General features: G+C 66.9%; 15 protein-coding genes. 6 read left to right on the forward strand and 9 right to left on the reverse strand.

Features of this window, described 5'->3' with window-relative positions:
* Positions 1-5 precede the first annotated feature (5 nt).
* The 3 genes from ABQ039_RS01260 to ABQ039_RS01270 all read right to left on the reverse strand — a co-directional run bounded on the left by ABQ039_RS01260 (position 6) and on the right by ABQ039_RS01270 (position 5,060).
* A complete protein-coding gene (locus tag ABQ039_RS01260; RefSeq protein WP_184609831.1) occupies positions 6-2,033 on the reverse strand; it encodes an acetyl/propionyl/methylcrotonyl-CoA carboxylase subunit alpha in 2,028 nt (675 codons plus the stop codon).
* A gap of 242 nt (positions 2,034-2,275) precedes the next feature.
* A complete protein-coding gene (locus tag ABQ039_RS01265) occupies positions 2,276-3,886 on the reverse strand; it encodes a carboxyl transferase domain-containing protein (RefSeq protein WP_184609833.1) in 1,611 nt (536 codons plus the stop codon).
* Positions 3,887-3,896: 10 nt separating this feature from the next.
* A complete protein-coding gene (locus ABQ039_RS01270) occupies positions 3,897-5,060 on the reverse strand; it encodes an isovaleryl-CoA dehydrogenase (protein WP_349778242.1) in 1,164 nt (387 codons plus the stop codon).
* Between the two features lie 128 nt (positions 5,061-5,188).
* Between ABQ039_RS01270 and ABQ039_RS01275 the strand changes: the two genes are divergently transcribed.
* The 3 genes from ABQ039_RS01275 to ABQ039_RS01285 all read left to right on the forward strand — a co-directional run bounded on the left by ABQ039_RS01275 (position 5,189) and on the right by ABQ039_RS01285 (position 6,794).
* Entirely contained in the window at positions 5,189-5,809 is a 621-nt protein-coding gene (locus ABQ039_RS01275; RefSeq protein WP_154831231.1) for a TetR/AcrR family transcriptional regulator, read from the forward strand.
* A gap of 86 nt (positions 5,810-5,895) precedes the next feature.
* Positions 5,896-6,270 carry a hypothetical protein gene (locus tag ABQ039_RS01280; protein WP_016902050.1) on the forward strand — a complete coding sequence of 125 codons (375 nt, stop codon included), beginning with the start codon at positions 5,896-5,898 and terminating at the stop codon, positions 6,268-6,270.
* On the forward strand, positions 6,267-6,794 hold the full coding sequence (locus ABQ039_RS01285) for an RES family NAD+ phosphorylase (protein ID WP_349778241.1): 528 nt from the start codon (positions 6,267-6,269) through the stop codon (positions 6,792-6,794). Before ABQ039_RS01280 ends, ABQ039_RS01285 begins: the two co-directional genes overlap by 4 nt.
* A gap of 9 nt (positions 6,795-6,803) precedes the next feature.
* On the opposite strand, the gene ABQ039_RS01290 is transcribed toward ABQ039_RS01285, so the two are convergent.
* From ABQ039_RS01290 to ABQ039_RS01305, 4 genes are read right to left on the reverse strand one after another with little or no spacing between them, the layout of a single operon-like run.
* Positions 6,804-7,139, reverse strand: a complete 336-nt coding sequence (locus ABQ039_RS01290) for a DUF3325 domain-containing protein (protein ID WP_016902052.1) — start codon at positions 7,137-7,139, stop codon at positions 6,804-6,806.
* Entirely contained in the window at positions 7,136-8,752 is a 1,617-nt protein-coding gene (locus ABQ039_RS01295) for a PepSY-associated TM helix domain-containing protein (protein ID WP_349778240.1), read from the reverse strand. Before ABQ039_RS01295 ends, ABQ039_RS01290 begins: the two co-directional genes overlap by 4 nt.
* On the reverse strand, positions 8,749-9,060 hold the full coding sequence (locus ABQ039_RS01300; RefSeq protein WP_024939006.1) for a DUF3649 domain-containing protein: 312 nt from the start codon (positions 9,058-9,060) through the stop codon (positions 8,749-8,751). Before ABQ039_RS01300 ends, ABQ039_RS01295 begins: the two co-directional genes overlap by 4 nt.
* A gap of 25 nt (positions 9,061-9,085) precedes the next feature.
* Positions 9,086-9,730 carry a DUF4198 domain-containing protein gene (locus ABQ039_RS01305; RefSeq protein WP_024939005.1) on the reverse strand — a complete coding sequence of 215 codons (645 nt, stop codon included), beginning with the start codon at positions 9,728-9,730 and terminating at the stop codon, positions 9,086-9,088.
* A 281-nt stretch (positions 9,731-10,011) separates the two neighbouring features.
* Between ABQ039_RS01305 and ABQ039_RS01310 the strand changes: the two genes are divergently transcribed.
* Both ABQ039_RS01310 and ABQ039_RS01315 read left to right on the forward strand, forming a co-directional pair.
* The gene (locus ABQ039_RS01310) at positions 10,012-10,530 is read left to right on the forward strand and encodes a cytochrome c5 family protein (RefSeq protein ID WP_016902056.1); all 519 of its coding nucleotides are present in this window, start codon (positions 10,012-10,014) and stop codon (positions 10,528-10,530) included.
* A 382-nt stretch (positions 10,531-10,912) separates the two neighbouring features.
* Positions 10,913-12,631: an ExeM/NucH family extracellular endonuclease gene (locus ABQ039_RS01315; RefSeq protein ID WP_184609838.1), complete on the forward strand. Its 1,719-nt coding sequence runs from the start codon at positions 10,913-10,915 to the stop codon at positions 12,629-12,631.
* 4 nt (positions 12,632-12,635) lie between these two features.
* Here the strand turns inward: ABQ039_RS01315 and ABQ039_RS01320 are convergent, their stop codons facing one another.
* Positions 12,636-13,022 carry a MerC domain-containing protein gene (locus ABQ039_RS01320; protein WP_047127835.1) on the reverse strand — a complete coding sequence of 129 codons (387 nt, stop codon included), beginning with the start codon at positions 13,020-13,022 and terminating at the stop codon, positions 12,636-12,638.
* Positions 13,023-13,083: 61 nt separating this feature from the next.
* Between ABQ039_RS01320 and ABQ039_RS01325 the strand changes: the two genes are divergently transcribed.
* Positions 13,084-14,409 (forward strand): GTP-binding protein, encoded by a 1,326-nt coding sequence (locus tag ABQ039_RS01325; protein WP_065033127.1) that lies wholly within the window; start codon positions 13,084-13,086, stop codon positions 14,407-14,409.
* 437 nt (positions 14,410-14,846) lie between these two features.
* Here the strand turns inward: ABQ039_RS01325 and ABQ039_RS01330 are convergent, their stop codons facing one another.
* The gene (locus tag ABQ039_RS01330) at positions 14,847-15,722 is read right to left on the reverse strand and encodes an EamA family transporter (RefSeq protein ID WP_349778239.1); all 876 of its coding nucleotides are present in this window, start codon (positions 15,720-15,722) and stop codon (positions 14,847-14,849) included.
* Between the last annotated feature and the right edge of the window lie 6 nt (positions 15,723-15,728).

Consider the following 15,728-nt stretch of genomic DNA (forward strand, 5'->3'; position numbering starts at 1 on the left):
CGCCGCTACGCAGACGCGGACACAAATTCCACCAACGCGACACCCTCGGCGACCAGCTCGCCCTCGGCCACCAGGTACGCCGCCACCGTGCCGTCGCCGGGCGCGTGCAAGGTGTGCTCCATCTTCATCGCTTCCAGCACCACCAGGGCCTGGCCGCGGGTGACCGACTGCCCCACTGGGGCGACCAGCGACACGATGCGGCCCGGCATCGGTGCGGTCAGGCCACCGGTGTCGTGCGCGGGCTGATCGGCTTCGGCCAGCGTGTCATGGTGGCGGAAGGTCGCCCGCTGCGTGGCATCGCGCAATGTCAGGGTGTCACCGTCGCGCAGGACCTGCATGCGCCATTGTCGGCCATCCATTTCCACGCGCAGTGCATCGCCCTGCAGGTGGTAGCGCAGCGTGTAGGTATCGCCTGCAGTCGTGACCTGCCAGCCATCGCCAAGCGGGCGCACGCCGAACTGGCGGCGCTCGCCTGCGGCCTCCAGCGTCATGGCGTGCGCGGCATGCGCACCGATGCGCCAGCCATCGGTGTGCTGCCATGGCGAAAACGGGTCGGCCGGATCGGCGGCGGCCTTCGGCAACGCGTCGGCAATCAACGCCGCTGCCAGGCACCACCAGGCATTGGCCGGACTGACCGCCTGGGGAAACAACACGGCCTGCTCGCGTTCGATCAGCGCGGTATCCAGATCGGCAGACGCAAACGACGCCGTGCCGATCAGGCGCGCAAGGAACGCGCTGTTGGTGGTCACGCCCACCGCATGGAATTGCGCCAGCGCCTCGCGCATGCGTGCCAGGGCGGCAGGGCGATCCACATCCCATACGATCAGCTTGGCGATCATCGGGTCGTAGTAGGGGCTGATGCTGTCGCCTTGCTCCACCCCGGCATCGATGCGTACATGCGCGCCGGCTGCGGGAAACTGCAGCTGCCGCAGCGTGCCGGTCGACGGCAGAAAGCCGCGGTCGGCATCTTCGGCATACAGGCGCGCTTCCAGCGCGTGGCCATGGATGCGCAGGTCCTGCTGACGCAGCGGCAACGGCTCGCCCGCGGCGACATGCAGCTGCCACTCGACCAGGTCGGTGCCGGTGATCAACTCGGTGACCGGGTGCTCTACCTGCAGCCGGGTGTTCATTTCCATGAAATAGAAATCGCCATCCGGACCGGCGATGAACTCCACCGTGCCGGCACCGACATAACCCACGGCGCGCGCGGCATCCACGGCGGCCTTGCCCATGGCGGCGCGGCGTTGTTCGCTCATGCCGGGAGCAGGCGCTTCTTCCAGCACTTTCTGATGCCGGCGCTGCACCGAACAATCGCGTTCGAACAGATAGACGACCTCGCCCCGGGTATCACCAAACACCTGGATCTCGATATGGCGCGGCCGCTCGACGTATTTTTCCACCAGCACCTGCGCATTGCCAAAAGCCGATTGCGCCTCGCGCTGGCAGCTGGCCAAGGCCTCTTCGAAGGCCGCGCTGGTATCCACCCGGCGCATGCCCTTGCCGCCACCGCCTGCGCTGGCCTTGATCAGCACCGGATAGCCGATCGCATCGGCCTGCGCGCGCAGGAAGGCCGGCGCCTGTTCGTCGCCATGGTAGCCCGGCGTCAGCGGCACGCCGGCGCGTTGCATCAGCGCCTTGGCCGCACTCTTGTCGCCCATCGCGCGGATGGCGGCCGCTGGCGGGCCGATGAACACGATGCCAGCCTGCGCGCAGGCATCGGCAAACGCCGCGTTTTCCGACAGGAAGCCATAGCCCGGATGGATCGCCTGCGCGCCGCTTGCGCGTGCCGCCTCCAGGATCGCATCGCCACGCAGATAACTCTGCTGCGCCGGTGCGGCGCCGAGATGGATCGCTTCATCGGCCAGCCGCACATGCCGCGCATCGCGGTCGGCATCCGAATACACCGCCACGGTCGCGATACCGAGCTTGCGACAGGTGGCGATGACCCGGCACGCGATCTCGCCGCGATTGGCGATCAGGATCTTGTCGAAATAGGGCGGTCTTGCTGCGGTGGTGAGTTCGCGCTGGGTCATGACGAAGTTCTCTGCACGCCGCCATGCTGGCGGGCGCTGCGATGAAAAGACGGTTGCATGGATTGCGCGACACGCCGTGCGATGACAGCTGACGCCGCTGCACCCCAGCGCGATGCGCTGCTCGACGCAGGCAACGCGTGCGCCCTCATGCAATGCTCCAGACGACACGCAATACCTTGCTCGCAGGTGCGTGTGCACCGCCAGACAGCCAAGAGCAGCACCTGCAGACGGACATCATCACCTCACATCCGGAACACGCCAAAGCGTGTCGTCTCGATCGGTGCATTCAATGCGGCCGACAGTCCCAGCCCCAGCACGCGACGGGTATCGGCCGGGTCGATGATGCCGTCGTCCCACAGGCGTGCGCTGGCGTAATACGGATGCCCCTGCTGCTCGAACTGCGCACGGATCGGCGCCTTGAATGCAGCTTCCTCTTCGCCCGACCAGGCGCCACCCTTGGCTTCGATACCGTCGCGGCGCACCGTGGCCAAGACGCTGGCCGCCTGCTCGCCGCCCATCACGCCGATGCGCGCATTCGGCCACATCCACAGGAAGTTCGGCGAGTAGGCGCGGCCGCACATGCCGTAATTGCCGGCACCGAACGAGCCGCCGATCACCACGGTGAACTTGGGCACCTTGGCGCAGGCCACCGCCATCACCAGCTTGGCCCCGTCCTTGGCGATGCCGCCATGTTCGTATTTGCGCCCGACCATGAAGCCGGTGATGTTCTGCAGGAACACCAGCGGAATGCCGCGTTGCGTACACAGTTCGATGAAGTGCGCGCCCTTGAGCGCGGACTCGGAAAACAGGATGCCGTTGTTGGCGATGATGCCCACCGGATAGCCATGCAGATGCGCGAAGCCGGTGACCAAAGTGATGCCGTAGCGCGGCTTGAATTCGTCCAGCTGCGAGTCGTCGACGATGCGGGCGATCACCTCGCGCACATCGAAGGGCTTGCGCGTGTCGGCAGGAATCACGCCATACAGCTCGTCGGCGGCGTAGCGCGGCGGCAGCGGTGCCTGCAGTGCCAGCGATGCAGCCGGCTTGCGCCAGTTGAGCTGCGCGATGATGGCGCGCACGCGCGCCAGGGCCTGCAGGTCGTTGTCGGCAAAGTGGTCGGCCACGCCGGAGATGCGCGTGTGCACATCGGCACCGCCGAGTTCTTCGGCACTGACTTCTTCGCCGGTGGCCGCCTTGACCAGGGGTGGGCCGCCGAGAAAGATCGTGCCCTGCTCGCGCACGATCACCGTTTCATCGCTCATCGCCGGCACGTAGGCGCCGCCAGCGGTGCACGAGCCCATCACGCAGGCGATCTGCGGGATGCCGTTGGCCGACAGGTTGGCCTGGTTGTAGAAGATACGCCCGAAGTGATCGCGGTCGGGAAACACTTCATCCTGCAGCGGCAGGAACGCGCCGCCGGAATCGACCAGGTAGATACATGGCAAGCGGTTCTGCTGCGCGATTTCCTGCGCGCGCAGATGCTTCTTCACCGTCATCGGGTAATAGGTGCCGCCCTTGACGGTGGCATCGTTGGCCACGATCACGCACTCCACCCCGGACACGCGCCCGATGCCGGCCACCACACCGGCGCACGGCACCTGATCGTCGTACATGCCGTGCGCGGCCAATGGCGCGATCTCCAGCAAGGCGCTGCCCGGATCCAGCAAGGCATCGATACGCTCGCGTACCAGCAACTTGCCGCGTGCGCTGTGCTTGGCACGCGCAGCCTCACTGCCGCCCAACGCGGTCTGCGCCAGCGTGCGGCGCAGATCCTCCACTACGGTGCGCATCGCAGCAGCGTTTTGTTGGAAGCTCTCGCCGCTGACCTGCAGCTGGCTGGTGATCGCGCTCATGGTGGCTCCGTCAGGCGGTGCGTTCGAACAGCTCGCGGCCGATCAACATGCGTCGGATCTCCGAGGTGCCCGCGCCGATTTCGTACAGCTTGGCATCGCGCCACAGGCGCCCGGTGGGGTAGTCGTTGATGTAGCCGTTGCCGCCCAGCACCTGGATCGCCTGGCCGGTGAGCCAGGTGGCTTTTTCGGCCGCGTAGAGAATCGCGCCGGCCGCATCCTGGCGCGTGGTCAGCCCGGCATCGCAGGCGCGCGCCACCGCATAGACGTACGCGCGGCAGGCGTTGAGCCCGACGTACATGTCGGCCAGCTTGGCCTGCATCAACTGGAAGGTGCCGATCGGCGCGCCGAACTGCTTGCGCTCGTGCACGTACGGCAGCACCACGTCCATCGCCGCGGCCATCAAGCCCAACGGGCCGCCGGCCAGCACCACACGTTCGAAATCCAGCCCGGACATCAGCACGCGCACGCCGCCGTTGAGCGTGCCCAGCACGTTCTCGGCCGGCACTTCGCAATCGGTGAACACCAGCTCGCAGGTATTGGAGCCGCGCATGCCCAGCTTGTCGAGCTTCTGCGCGGTGGAGAATCCCGGCATGCCCTTTTCGATGATGAAGGCGGTGATGCCGCGTGCGCCGGCATCCGGGTCGGTCTTGGCGTACACCACCAGCACATCGGCGTCCGGGCCGTTGGTGATCCACATCTTGCTGCCGTTGAGCACATAGCGGTCGCCGCGCGCATCGGCGCGCAGCTTCATCGACACCACATCCGAGCCGGAGCCGGCCTCGCTCATCGCCAGCGCGCCGACATGCTCGCCGGTGCACAGCCTGGGCAGGTAACGCTGCTTCTGTTCCGGCGTGGCGTTCTTGCGCAGCTGGTTGAGGCACAGGTTGGAATGCGCGCCGTACGACAGGCCGATGGCCCCGCCGGCCCGCGAGATCTCTTCCATCGCCACCACATGCGCCAGGTAGCCCATGCCGCTGCCGCCGTACTCTTCTTCCACGGTCAGCCCGAGCAGGCCCTGCTCGCCGAACAGGCGCCACAGCTGGGCAGGGAAGACATTGTCCTGGTCGGCCGTAGCGGCGAGCGGGGCAATATGGTGGCTGGCGAAGGCTGCCACGCTTTCGCGCAGCAGATCGATGTCTTCGCCAAGCGCAAAATTCAGGGACGGCACGTGCATGGAGCGACTCCGCAGGGATCGGGATGTGCCGGGTGGGAGCGGGCAGGCCGCACGGCGTTTGTGCGCAGCCTAGCGGTCCGCAATGAAAAAGTGAACTAAAATTCAACTATTGAACCCAGAATCACACCATGGCTTATCGACGCTCCGCCCTGATGGAAGAACGCCTGGCCGGCAATCGCGAACGCATCCTGCACGCGGCCCGCGCCCTGATCGCCGAAGGCGGCTACCGCAATGCGCCGGTGACCGCCGTCGCCGCTGCCGCTGGCGTGTCCACCGGGCAGATTTACCGGCACTTCCCGTCCAAGGCCGAGCTTTTCGTGGAAGTTCTCAATGCGGCGGTGCAGCGCGAGATGACCATCCTGCGCGCCATCACCACCACCCAGGCCAGCGCTGCCGAGCGCCTGCGCAACGCGATCGCCACTTTTGTACGGCGCGCGTTGGCCGGCCCGGCGTTGGCGTACGCCTTCATCGCCGAGCCGGTGGAAAGCGAGGTGGATGCCGAGCGCATCCGTGGCCGACGCCTGTTCGGCGAAGTGTTCCGTCAGCTGCTTGCCGAAGGCGTGGCGGCTGGCGAGCTCCCGCCGCAATCGCTGGACGCGGCGGCAGCCTGCATCGTCGGCGCCTTCACCGAGGCGCTGGTGGGACCGATCGCCCCCAGTCGCGGCGACCCGCAGCAGGGCGAGCAACTGGTCGAGGCGATCTGCGGGTTCTGCCTGCGCGCGGTCGGCGCGCCCCAGCCGGCCGGCTGACAGTGCACTGACTGAGCCTCTAACTGGGCTGTATGAACGCTTCTGACTGTGCATATACTGTGCACTCGCCCTGCTGGAGTCGTGCGATGGTCGCCGTTCTCAATCCCCTGGCCCTGACCGAACGCCTGCGCGTACCGGATCGCACCATCCTGTCGCCCTCGGCCATGGCCGGCCTGCTGGATCTGTCGCAGCAGGAGCTGGCCGAGCTGGCCGGTGTGCATCGCAACAGCCTGCGCGTGCATCCGGAAAGCCCGCGCGTGCAGGACCTGCTACGCAACCTGTCGCGCCTGCTGGTGGCGATGACGCAGCTCCAGCCGGACGAACGCCAGGTGGTGTTCCACCTCAAGAACACCCCGATCCCCGCGTTCGAATTCGCCACCTTGCTGGAAGTGGTCAAACAGGGCCGTACCGACGATGCGCTGACCTATCTGCGCACCGTCGCCTCGGGGGCCGCCGGTTGAAGCTGAGCGCCCCGGCGCACTGCACGCTGTATCGCGCCTTCACCCCGCGCTGGGCCGCCGAACCGCTGAGCGGCGCCGGTGCGGCACGCTCGGGCGGGCGCTTCAATCGTTTCGGGCAGCCGGCGCTGTATCTATCGCTGCAGCTGGAAACCGCTGCTGCCGAATACGCGCAGGCCGCGCTGTTCCTACCGCCATTGACCCTGGTCAGTTACGCCGCCGAGCTGCCGGCGTTGGCCGATCTACGCCTGCTCGATGCAAGCTGGGATCCGCTCTGGGCCGATTGGACCGAGGACTGGCGCAAGGCCCTGGTCAACAAGATCGAACCGGTGAGCTGGGTGCTCGGCGACATGCTGCGCGAGGCGGAGATCCCTGGCGTGATCTTTCCCAGCATGGCGTTGCCGGAGGGCATCAACGTAGTGCTGTTTCTGGACATGCTGCAGCCCGAACAGGTGTTGCGCGTGCTCGACGATGGCCGCCTGCCGCGCGACGGGCATAGCTGGGGCGATCCTCCGATCGAGGCGTAGCGAGGTCCTTCAACCCAGCAACAGCTGCAGCGCACCCGCCAGCACCGGCGCGGCCACGGCCGTGGGCAGAATCAACCCACGCCGATACGGCAGCAGCCACAGCGACAGCAGCGCGGCAGCGCCGGTCAATGTGCCCAGCCACAACACCGGGCCGATGCCCCAGCCTTGCGCGTGTACCGCCAGGCCGAAGGTGAGCAGCAACAGCAGCCAACCCAGTACGCGCAGTTGCCGCGAACGTGCGGCGCCCAGCGTGCGGCCACGCACTTCCTGCTGATGCTTGTCCATCGCCAGGCACAGCGCGGCGAATCCGGAAAAATTCAGCGCCAGCAACAGCCACACGCTCATGCGCTTTCCTGCATCGGCAGGCTGCCTTGCGCAGGCGCGGCCGCAGTGGCGCGCGCGCGTCGTGCCGATGCCGGTTGCGGCGCCTTCCAGTGTTGCAGGCGCCATCCCGCGATCCCCAGGGACACGCCAAGGAACAGGCAGACCAGATCGACCCCGGCCAGTGTCCATTGCCCGGCCGGCAACGTCACTCCCAGATGCACATCGGTGGTCATCGCATTGACCACCGGCACCAACGCGAACAAGGCCGCACCCAGATACAGCTGCAAGCTCCACATCGCACGCCGTGGCCACACGAATGCGGCCAGCAATGCGGTGGCCCATGCGACGAAGAACAGATTGGCCTCCATCGCCGCGCGCCCCTCCAGGCCCACCGGCAACAAGCGGTTGGCCCAGAAGAAACTGGCAAAGGCGATCGGCAGGCCGGCGACCGTGCCGATGTTGAGCGCATCCACCAACCGCAGCCCGAAGCCGATGCGCCCAGCCTTCAGGTGTTTGGGGCGTTCCTTCACTGCCCACATCACCACGCCGCTGGCCACCATCAGGCAACCGAGCAAGCCGGAGCCGAAGAACAGCGCGCGCATCCACGGCCCGGCGAAGTGGGCGATATGCAGGCCCACCATCACCCCACGCGTCTGGCTAGCACCGCCCGGCGGCCCGCTGCGCTGCAGGCGCTGTCCATTGATTGCATCGAACAGGATGGACGGCGCATCGGTGGAGAGATTGCCAGCGCGCTGGGTGACGCCGACCGCCGCATGCGCGTCGTTGGGAAGCGATACCGCCACGTTGCCCACCTCGCCGCCACGCCAGTCGCTGCGCGCACGCGCCATGAATTGTTCCAGCGGCAGCATGCGCGCCGGCGTGCCGGAGGCGCCTCGCGTATCGGCCACCCGGTTGGCGGACTCTTCGTAGAAACGCATTTCGTTGTCGGGGTACTGCGCCTTGATGCCCCACGGCAGGTACATGAACATCAAGGTCACGATGCCGGTGTAGGTGATCATCGCGTGGTACGGCAACGCGGTCACCGCGCTGACGTTGTGGAAATCCAGCCACGAGCGCAGGCCCTTGCCCGGGCGAAAGGTGAAGAAATCCTTGAAGATCTTCTTGTGCGTGATCACGCCGCTGATGATCGCCACCAGCATGAACATCGCGCAGAAACCGACGATATAGCGCGACCACATCACCGGCAGATAATGCAGATCGAAATGCAGCCGGTAGAAGAATTCGCCGCCCAGGGTGTCGCGTGCAGCGATCTCCCTGCCGGTGGCCGGGTCGATGATGGCGTTGCCGTACATCTGCCGGCGGCTGGCCGGTTTGCCATCGGCTGGCGCAGGGTTTTGCCAGTACATGCTGACTACCGGATTGCGCGTGTCCGGCAAGGTGATGTTCCAGCTCTGCGCATCGGCTGCATGCGTCTGCAGATACTGCTCGGCACTGCGCAGCGCGGTTGCGTTGCTCGCCGTGGTGGTGGGCAATTCCGGGCGCATCCAGCGGCTGATTTCGTCGCGGTAATAACTCGCCGTGCCGCCCATGAAGATCAACAGCAACACCCAGCCGACCAGCAGACCGGTCCAGGTATGCAGCCACGCCATCGACTGGCGGAATCCCTGCTTCATGCCACGCCCCGTTGCAGCCATGCGGCCAGTGCGAACATCAGCGCCGCCGGCACCGCGATGCCGGCCCAGGCGCGCCACACGCTGGCGGTGGCGAAGGCCCATAGCGGCGCGCAGGCGCACACCACGATGCCGACCAGCATGCTGGTCAACACCGCCTCGCTGCGTGGCATCGGCAGGACCAGCGCCAGCAGCAGATTGGTGGCGCTGGCGAGTGCATAGCCGCCAAACATCGCCGCCAGCGTGCGCCCAAGCACGCCCAGCCAGGGACGCCTGAACCAGGGAAGCGGCAGGGACGGTGCGGTGGACATCGGATCAGCCAGGCGTGTGGCCGACTTACTCGGCCAGGAAGGTCAACGTGCTGATGTGATGGATCATCGACACCTGCTTGCCGGCGATCTCACGCTTCACCGGCTCCTTGTTGGTGGCGACCAGGATGTGCCGGCCAGCGCGCAGCTTGGGCAGGGTCACCTGGCCCTTGGCGTCGGAGGTCAGCGTTTTCTGCCACTTCTGCGGGTCGATCACCGTCACCTCGACCTTGGGCAGCGGCTTGTTGCGATAGAGCACGGTCAGCGTGTTGCTGTCGGCGGCGGTGGGCACCAGTTCGAAATCGAGCTTGGCCGAGGGCGTGGCGCGCCCGGCGCGTGCGTAGTAGCTCACGGTCTCGAAGCCGCCGGCCTCGCCCTTCCACGGCTCGAACACGCTGTCATCGCTCAGCCAGGCATCGCCGGTGCCGGACAACGGCGCGGTGAGGAATTCGCTGCCGCGCTGCAGGGCGCCAGCCTTGCCGGCGCTGCCGAACACGGTCGGCTTGACCACGCGCTTGATCTCGTCTTCGCCGTGATCCAGGGCCTCCTGCGCCGGCTCGCCGAAGTAGATGCGCACCGGACCGCTGCCGTCGCGCTCGATCCAGATCTCGTGGGCCTGGGCAGACAGACTGATGCTGGCCAAGGCCAGGCAGGACAGCAGGAAGGACTTCATCGCGGCGACTCCTCGTCAGCGGGACCGGGCGAGGCGAGGACCGCATCACCGTGGAATGATGGGAATGATACGCAATTCCCTCAAGCGCGACCAACGTCTCATGCGGCATTGCGGCAATTCATCGGGCTGCGCGGACCGGCGTGCCTGCAAGACCCATAGCGCGCCAGGGCGCAGCGCACACCGCTGCAATCACGGTCATGCACACTGGCCAGACGGGCGCGAACTGTGCTCTATACTCCGGCGCTAGCAGAGGTCTTCGACCAACAGCCAGGGGTGAGCGCGTGCGGAATTACGACCTCGAGTTCCTGAAGAAATTCTCGATGGTGATCGGACTACTGGTGGTGATCACCCTGGGCCTGATTGCCCTGGCAGCCTATTTGCAACGCGCCATTCCCGACGAAGTCTCCCCCACCGCGGCCAAGCGCGTGCAGCAACGCATCGCCCCGGCCGGCGCGGTCTATGCCGGCACCACCGGTGCGTCCGCACAGGCCGCAGCCCAGGCGGCAGCGCTGGCCAAGGCCGCCTCGCAGTCTGCCTACGGCGGCAGCACCGACGGCAAGACCATCTTCGACAACCTGTGCACCGCCTGCCACACCACCGGCGTGGGCAAGGCGCCGACGCTGGACCATGCGCACTGGGACGCGCGCATCGCCCAGGGCAAGGACACCTTGTACAAGCACGCGATCGAGGGCTACACCGGCCCGGATGGCGGCATCATGCCGCCCAAGGGCGGCAACCCGGCGTTGACCGAAGAACAGGTGCGGGCCACGGTCGACTGGATGCTGAGCAATCTGAAGTAAGCGCCTGCAGCGCAGCAGGCGGCTGACACGAGCGGTCGGTGTGCGGCCAGGTGGCAGCGCGCGCCGTGCGCGGGTGCGTCGACCGGTCAATCGCCAGGCTTGCACGCGCTGGAGCACGCTTTAGCTTTTGTAGGCCAGCACCCATTGCGCGAGCGTTTGCACTCGCTGCACGACGTGCTTGCACGACAACCTCAGCCTTGGACGCCCAGGCCGGCGCAAGTGCTTCGGGGAATGCCTGCAGTTACCGGCATCTGTAGATCGGCCACGCTACCCACGCAGCAGCTGGTCGCCACTCGCAACGTTTTGCTAGCCTGTCGCGGTTCTCACGCGCCGCCTTCGGGGCGGCGCTTGCATGTGGTCTACGTCTTTCTGGAGTGTGTCGATGTCGCGTTGCTCGCTGGTTGTGCTCGGTGTGATCGGTCTGTTGGCGCCACTGCTGGGCAGTGCCGCCGAGGGCGCGCCGCAACGTCTGTCGATCGCCGACGTGCAAGGCGAAGACACCCGTAGCCCCTACGACGGCCGTGTGATCGACGTGGAAGGCATTGTCACCGCCGATACGCGTGCCGGTCTGGCCGGGCTGTTCGTGCAGCAGCCCGGCTTCGAGCCGCGGCGCTCGCACGGTCTGTTCGTCACCGGTGCCGGCAATGCCGAGGTGGCGGTGGGCGACCGCGTGCGCATCGTCGGCACCGTGCGCGAGGTGTCGGCAGGCGGCGAGGCGAGCCTGACCACGGTGGATGCCAGCAGCATCGAGCGACTGGCCAGCGGCCAGCCGGTGCCGGTGCGCATGCTCAGCGGGCCGCCGGCCAACTGGGAAGCGCTGGAAGGCGAGCACGTGCGCATCGCTGCGCTGACGCTCAACGGCAGCGATCGTCTGGACACCTATGGCGAGCTGGTCGCCGCGTTCGGCGGGCGCTTGTGGCAGCCCAGCGAAGTGGCCGCCGCCGGCACCCCGGCCTTCGCACAGGTGCAGGCCGACAACGCCCGTCGCCAGGTGTTGCTGGACGACGCGCGCAACGGCCGCAGCCCCAAGGCGGTGGCCTATCTGCCGGCCGATCCGGTGCTGCGCAGCGGCAGCCTGCTCAAGTCGGTCGACGGCATCGTCGACCAGCGTTACGACGGCAACTACCGCATCCAGGTGCTGAGTCCGTTGACGCTGCCGGCCATGCCGACCGCGGTGGCGCCGCAGGTTGGCGGTGACCTGCGTATCGCCTCGTTCAATCTGGAGAACTTCTTCAACGGCAATGGCCGCGGCGGCGGCTTTCCGACCAAGCGCGGTGCGCGCACGCACGAGCAGTTCCAGGCGCAGCTGACCAAGCTGGTGTCCACCATCGTGCCGTTGCACGCCGATGTGGCTGCGTTGATGGAGCTGGAAAACGATGGCAATGACGCCGATGCGGCGGTGGCGCAACTGGTCGCCGCGCTCAACGCGGCCGACAAGGACAAGGACTGGCAGTTCGTCGACACCGGCAGCGGCCCGGGCGATGACGCGATCCGGGTCGGCATCGTGTACCGCAGTTCGCAGGTCACGCCGGTTGGCAAGCCGGCCACGTTGACCGGCGGGCCGTTCGACAGCCACAGCCGGGTGCCGCTGGCGCAGGCGTTTCGCAGCACCCGCGGGGCAACCTTCGTGGTGGTCGCCAATCACTTCAAGTCCAAGGGCTGCGGCAGCGCCAGCGGCGCCGATGCCGACCAGCGCGACGGCCAGGCCTGCTGGAACGCCACCCGCACCGAATCGGCCAAGCGCCTGCACCAGTGGCTGCAGACCGACCCCACCGGCGCGCAGACCAAGCTGGCTGTGTTGCTGGGCGATTTCAACGCCTACGCAATGGAAACGCCGATGCGCAGCCTGCGCGCCAGCGGCTGGCAGGATGCCTTTGCGGTGGCCGGCGTGAAGCAGCCCTACAGCTACGTCTACGATGGCATGAGCGGGCGGCTCGACCACGCCCTGCTCAGCCCGGCGATGGCCAAGCAACTGCGCGGCGCGGTGGAATGGCATATCAACGCCGATGTCATGGACGATGCCGGCTATGCCAAGCGCAACCTGCCCGGTCCGTGGCGCAGTTCCGACCACGACCCGGTGCTGCTGGGTTTTTCGCTATAGCGCGCTAGCTGGCGCACGTCCCGGCGCGGCGGCGTAGCCGCAGGTTGAGCAGGTGCGTGCTGGCCAGCAGCAGGCTGCCGGTCACCGTGATCGGGGTTTCCCAACTGCCGCCGGCAACCCCGCTGGCGCCCAGCACCAGGCCGGCCAGGCCGAAGACCGCCAGCGCCCACACCGGCGCGGGCAGCGCATGCCGGCGATGGCTGCTCCACAGCGCGTAGCCGCTCAGCGGCACGGCAGCCGTGGCGAACACCACATGCACCCATTCGGCCTGACTCCAGGCACCCAGCAGCGGCAGTGCAGCGGCCAGCAATGGCAGCGCCAGGCAGTGCAGCAGGCACAGGCTGGATAAGGCGATGGCCGAGTTGTCCAGCACGGAAGCGGTAACGCGCATCGGGGGTGTCCTGTCGAGCGAATGTTATATAGTAACACTTCACTCCAGCCAGGCTCTCAGGATGTCCCTGTCCCCCAAGCGCGATTCACGCCTCCCCGTCACCGTGTTGTCCGGCTTTCTCGGCGCCGGCAAGACCACCCTGCTCAACCGCATCCTGCATAACCGCGACGGCCTGCGCGTGGCGGTGATCGTCAACGACATGAGCGAGGTCAACATCGACGCGCAGCTGCTGCGCGAGGGCGGCGCGGCCTTGCGACGCACCGAAGAGACATTGGTGGAATTCAGCAACGGCTGCATCTGCTGCACGTTGCGCGACGATCTGCTGCAGGAGGTACGCAAGCTGGCCGAACAGAAGCGCTACGACTATCTGTTGATCGAATCGACCGGCATCGCCGAGCCGATGCCGGTGGCGGCCACCTTTGCGGTGCGCGATGCCGACGGCTTCAGCCTGGCCGACATCGCCCGGCTCGACACCATGGTGACGGTGGTGGACGGCAGCCGCTTCCTGCAGGACTTCGGCTCGGCCGCCACGCTGGCCGAACTCGGCCAGCAAGCCGGCCCGGACGATAGCCGCGGGCTGGTGCAGTTGCTGGGCGAACAGGTGGAATTTGCCGACGTGCTGGTGATCAGCAAGTGCGATCAGATCGATGCACAGCAGCTGCAACGCCTGCGCGCGGTGTTGCGTGCGCTCAATCGCGAGGCGGCGATCGTGGACGCGGCACATGGCGAGGTGCCGCTGCGCCAGGTGCTCGACACCGGCCGCTTCGATTTCACCCGTGCGCAGCTGGCGCCGGGCTGGATGCAGGAACTGCGCGGCCAGCACACGCCGGAGACCGAGGAATACGGCATCAGCAGCTTCGTCTATCGCGCCCGCCGGCCGTTTCACCCGCAGCGTTTTGCGCGCATGGTGCAAGGCGGGCTGCCGCAGGTGATACGTAGCAAGGGATTTTTCTGGCTGGCCAGCCGCATGGATTGGGTCGGCGAATTGTCCAGCGTGGGTGGCGCGACCCAGACCAATGCAGCGGGCTTCTGGTTTGCCGCACGCCATCGCGTGGATGCGCATGCCATCGGCGAGCCGCTGCAGACCAGCATCACGCCATTGCCATATACCGATATCGGCTGGCAGCGTCAGCAGACGCAATGCTGGACCGCGCCGCTGCCGCAACCGCACGAGGTTGGCGATGCCAGCGAGTACGCCGCGATGCAGCGGCTGTGGCACCCGCTGTGGGGCGACCGTCGCCAGGAGCTGGCGGTGATCGGCGTGGACATGGATGCGCCGCGCACGCGCGCTGCGCTGGATGCCTGCCTGCTCAGCGATCACGAGCTACGCCAGGGCCCGGCGCAATGGCAACTGCTGGACGATCCGTTTCCGCACTGGCAGCGCTGATGGCGGCCTGGATCGCGCTGTCGACATCCGTTCGCGCCTGGTTCCGGATGCAATCTGCCGCAGGCTTGCATCTGCAGTGCGGCGTGCGGATGTGCCGCCACGTGGCGGTGTATCGCATGCCTCACCCGCGGCCGCCGGCCAGCGCGCACAGGCAACGGCGCTGTCCGGATCTTCCGCGGTAGCCGTTGTCGCTTGCCTTGCGATGTGCTCTTGCTTTTTCGGCAGACTGGCAACGAGAGCCGTCGTCCAGGCCGGCGACGTGAGGAGGGCGGCGACGGATGTAGGCGCCGAAGTGAGCACACCGCGACGCAATGACGGCTGCCAAACAACTGACCCATGCGCATCACAGTCCCCCTTGGGTCACTGCACGCATGATCTTCAGCGCTGCCCCTTCGAGGCGAGTGGCGAACCGGCGTCGCGCCGGCCGAATGCCGCCATCAGCCCAGCCGCATGCCCCAGGCGATCGCTGCGATTGCCGGCGCCGCCAGCAACAGCCCCACCCAGCCGCGTCGGCCGATGCGTTCGCCGAACCCCAGCTTGCCGACGAGCGCTCCCAGGATGACCACGCCCAGGTTCATGCTGGCGAAGACGGTGGCCGGGCTGTGTGGCAGCAACTGATGGGCGCGCACGTAGCACAGGATGTTGCCGAAATTGAGCGCGCCCAGGAGCACGCCGGCGAGCAGGTTGCGAAAGCTCAGGCGCGCGACACCGCCCCGGCGAACGACTTGCAGGCCAAGCATCAGCACACCTGCCAGGGCAAAGCACAGCGTCAATGACGTCAGCGACGGCGTACCGGCCTGTGCGATGTGCTTGAGCAACAGATCGATCAGGGCAAAGCCCATCCACACGCCTGCCAGCCACGGCCAGCCGATCGAGGTCGGGGCCGAATCCGTACCGGCGGCCTGCCGTGGCCGTTGCAGGATGCAGACGATGGCCAGCAGACCCAGGCCCAGTCCCGTCAGCTTCCAGGCATTGACCGGTTCACCAAAGAGCGTGAACGCCGCCGCCAGCGAGAGCAGGAGCGACAGGCGTTGGGCAATGTCGGTACGGACGATGCCGGCGGTGGCGACCGCGCGTGCCAGCAGCATGAAGATCGAGGGCAGCGCCACCGCCAATGCAAACAGTGCCAGCCAGGGCGTGGTCGGCGCGCGCAGCGTGTCCAGTGACGGATGCAGGGTCAGCCACGCCAGCAGTGCGGCGGTGGCGTAGTTCCAGGTGATCGCCTGCGCAGCATCCAGGCGATAGCGCGGCAGCAGCTTGAGAACCACCGACACCAGGACACTGCAAACGACGGCAAACAGCAGAAAATGCATGGGCAA

Source organism: Xanthomonas sp. WHRI 6108 (genome assembly GCF_040202385.2).
In the GTDB taxonomy this organism is placed as follows: Bacteria; Pseudomonadota; Gammaproteobacteria; order Xanthomonadales; family Xanthomonadaceae; genus Xanthomonas; species Xanthomonas arboricola.

What these genes read in the sequence shown, in the direction of transcription:
- ABQ039_RS01260 (WP_184609831.1), bottom strand. Translation starts at nt 2,033, where the DNA reads ATGACCCAGCGCGAACTCACCACCGCAGCAAGACCGCCCTATTTCGAC.
- ABQ039_RS01265 (WP_184609833.1), bottom strand. Translation starts at nt 3,886, where the DNA reads ATGAGCGCGATCACCAGCCAGCTGCAGGTCAGCGGCGAGAGCTTCCAA.
- ABQ039_RS01270 (WP_349778242.1), bottom strand. Translation starts at nt 5,060, where the DNA reads ATGCACGTGCCGTCCCTGAATTTTGCGCTTGGCGAAGACATCGATCTG.
- ABQ039_RS01275 (WP_154831231.1), top strand. Translation starts at nt 5,189, where the DNA reads ATGGCTTATCGACGCTCCGCCCTGATGGAAGAACGCCTGGCCGGCAAT.
- ABQ039_RS01280 (WP_016902050.1), top strand. Translation starts at nt 5,896, where the DNA reads ATGGTCGCCGTTCTCAATCCCCTGGCCCTGACCGAACGCCTGCGCGTA.
- ABQ039_RS01290 (WP_016902052.1), bottom strand. Translation starts at nt 7,139, where the DNA reads ATGAGCGTGTGGCTGTTGCTGGCGCTGAATTTTTCCGGATTCGCCGCG.
- ABQ039_RS01295 (WP_349778240.1), bottom strand. Translation starts at nt 8,752, where the DNA reads ATGAAGCAGGGATTCCGCCAGTCGATGGCGTGGCTGCATACCTGGACC.
- ABQ039_RS01300 (WP_024939006.1), bottom strand. Translation starts at nt 9,060, where the DNA reads ATGTCCACCGCACCGTCCCTGCCGCTTCCCTGGTTCAGGCGTCCCTGG.
- ABQ039_RS01305 (WP_024939005.1), bottom strand. Translation starts at nt 9,730, where the DNA reads ATGAAGTCCTTCCTGCTGTCCTGCCTGGCCTTGGCCAGCATCAGTCTG.
- ABQ039_RS01315 (WP_184609838.1), top strand. Translation starts at nt 10,913, where the DNA reads ATGTCGCGTTGCTCGCTGGTTGTGCTCGGTGTGATCGGTCTGTTGGCG.
- ABQ039_RS01320 (WP_047127835.1), bottom strand. Translation starts at nt 13,022, where the DNA reads ATGCGCGTTACCGCTTCCGTGCTGGACAACTCGGCCATCGCCTTATCC.
- ABQ039_RS01325 (WP_065033127.1), top strand. Translation starts at nt 13,084, where the DNA reads ATGTCCCTGTCCCCCAAGCGCGATTCACGCCTCCCCGTCACCGTGTTG.
- ABQ039_RS01330 (WP_349778239.1), bottom strand. Translation starts at nt 15,722, where the DNA reads ATGCATTTTCTGCTGTTTGCCGTCGTTTGCAGTGTCCTGGTGTCGGTG.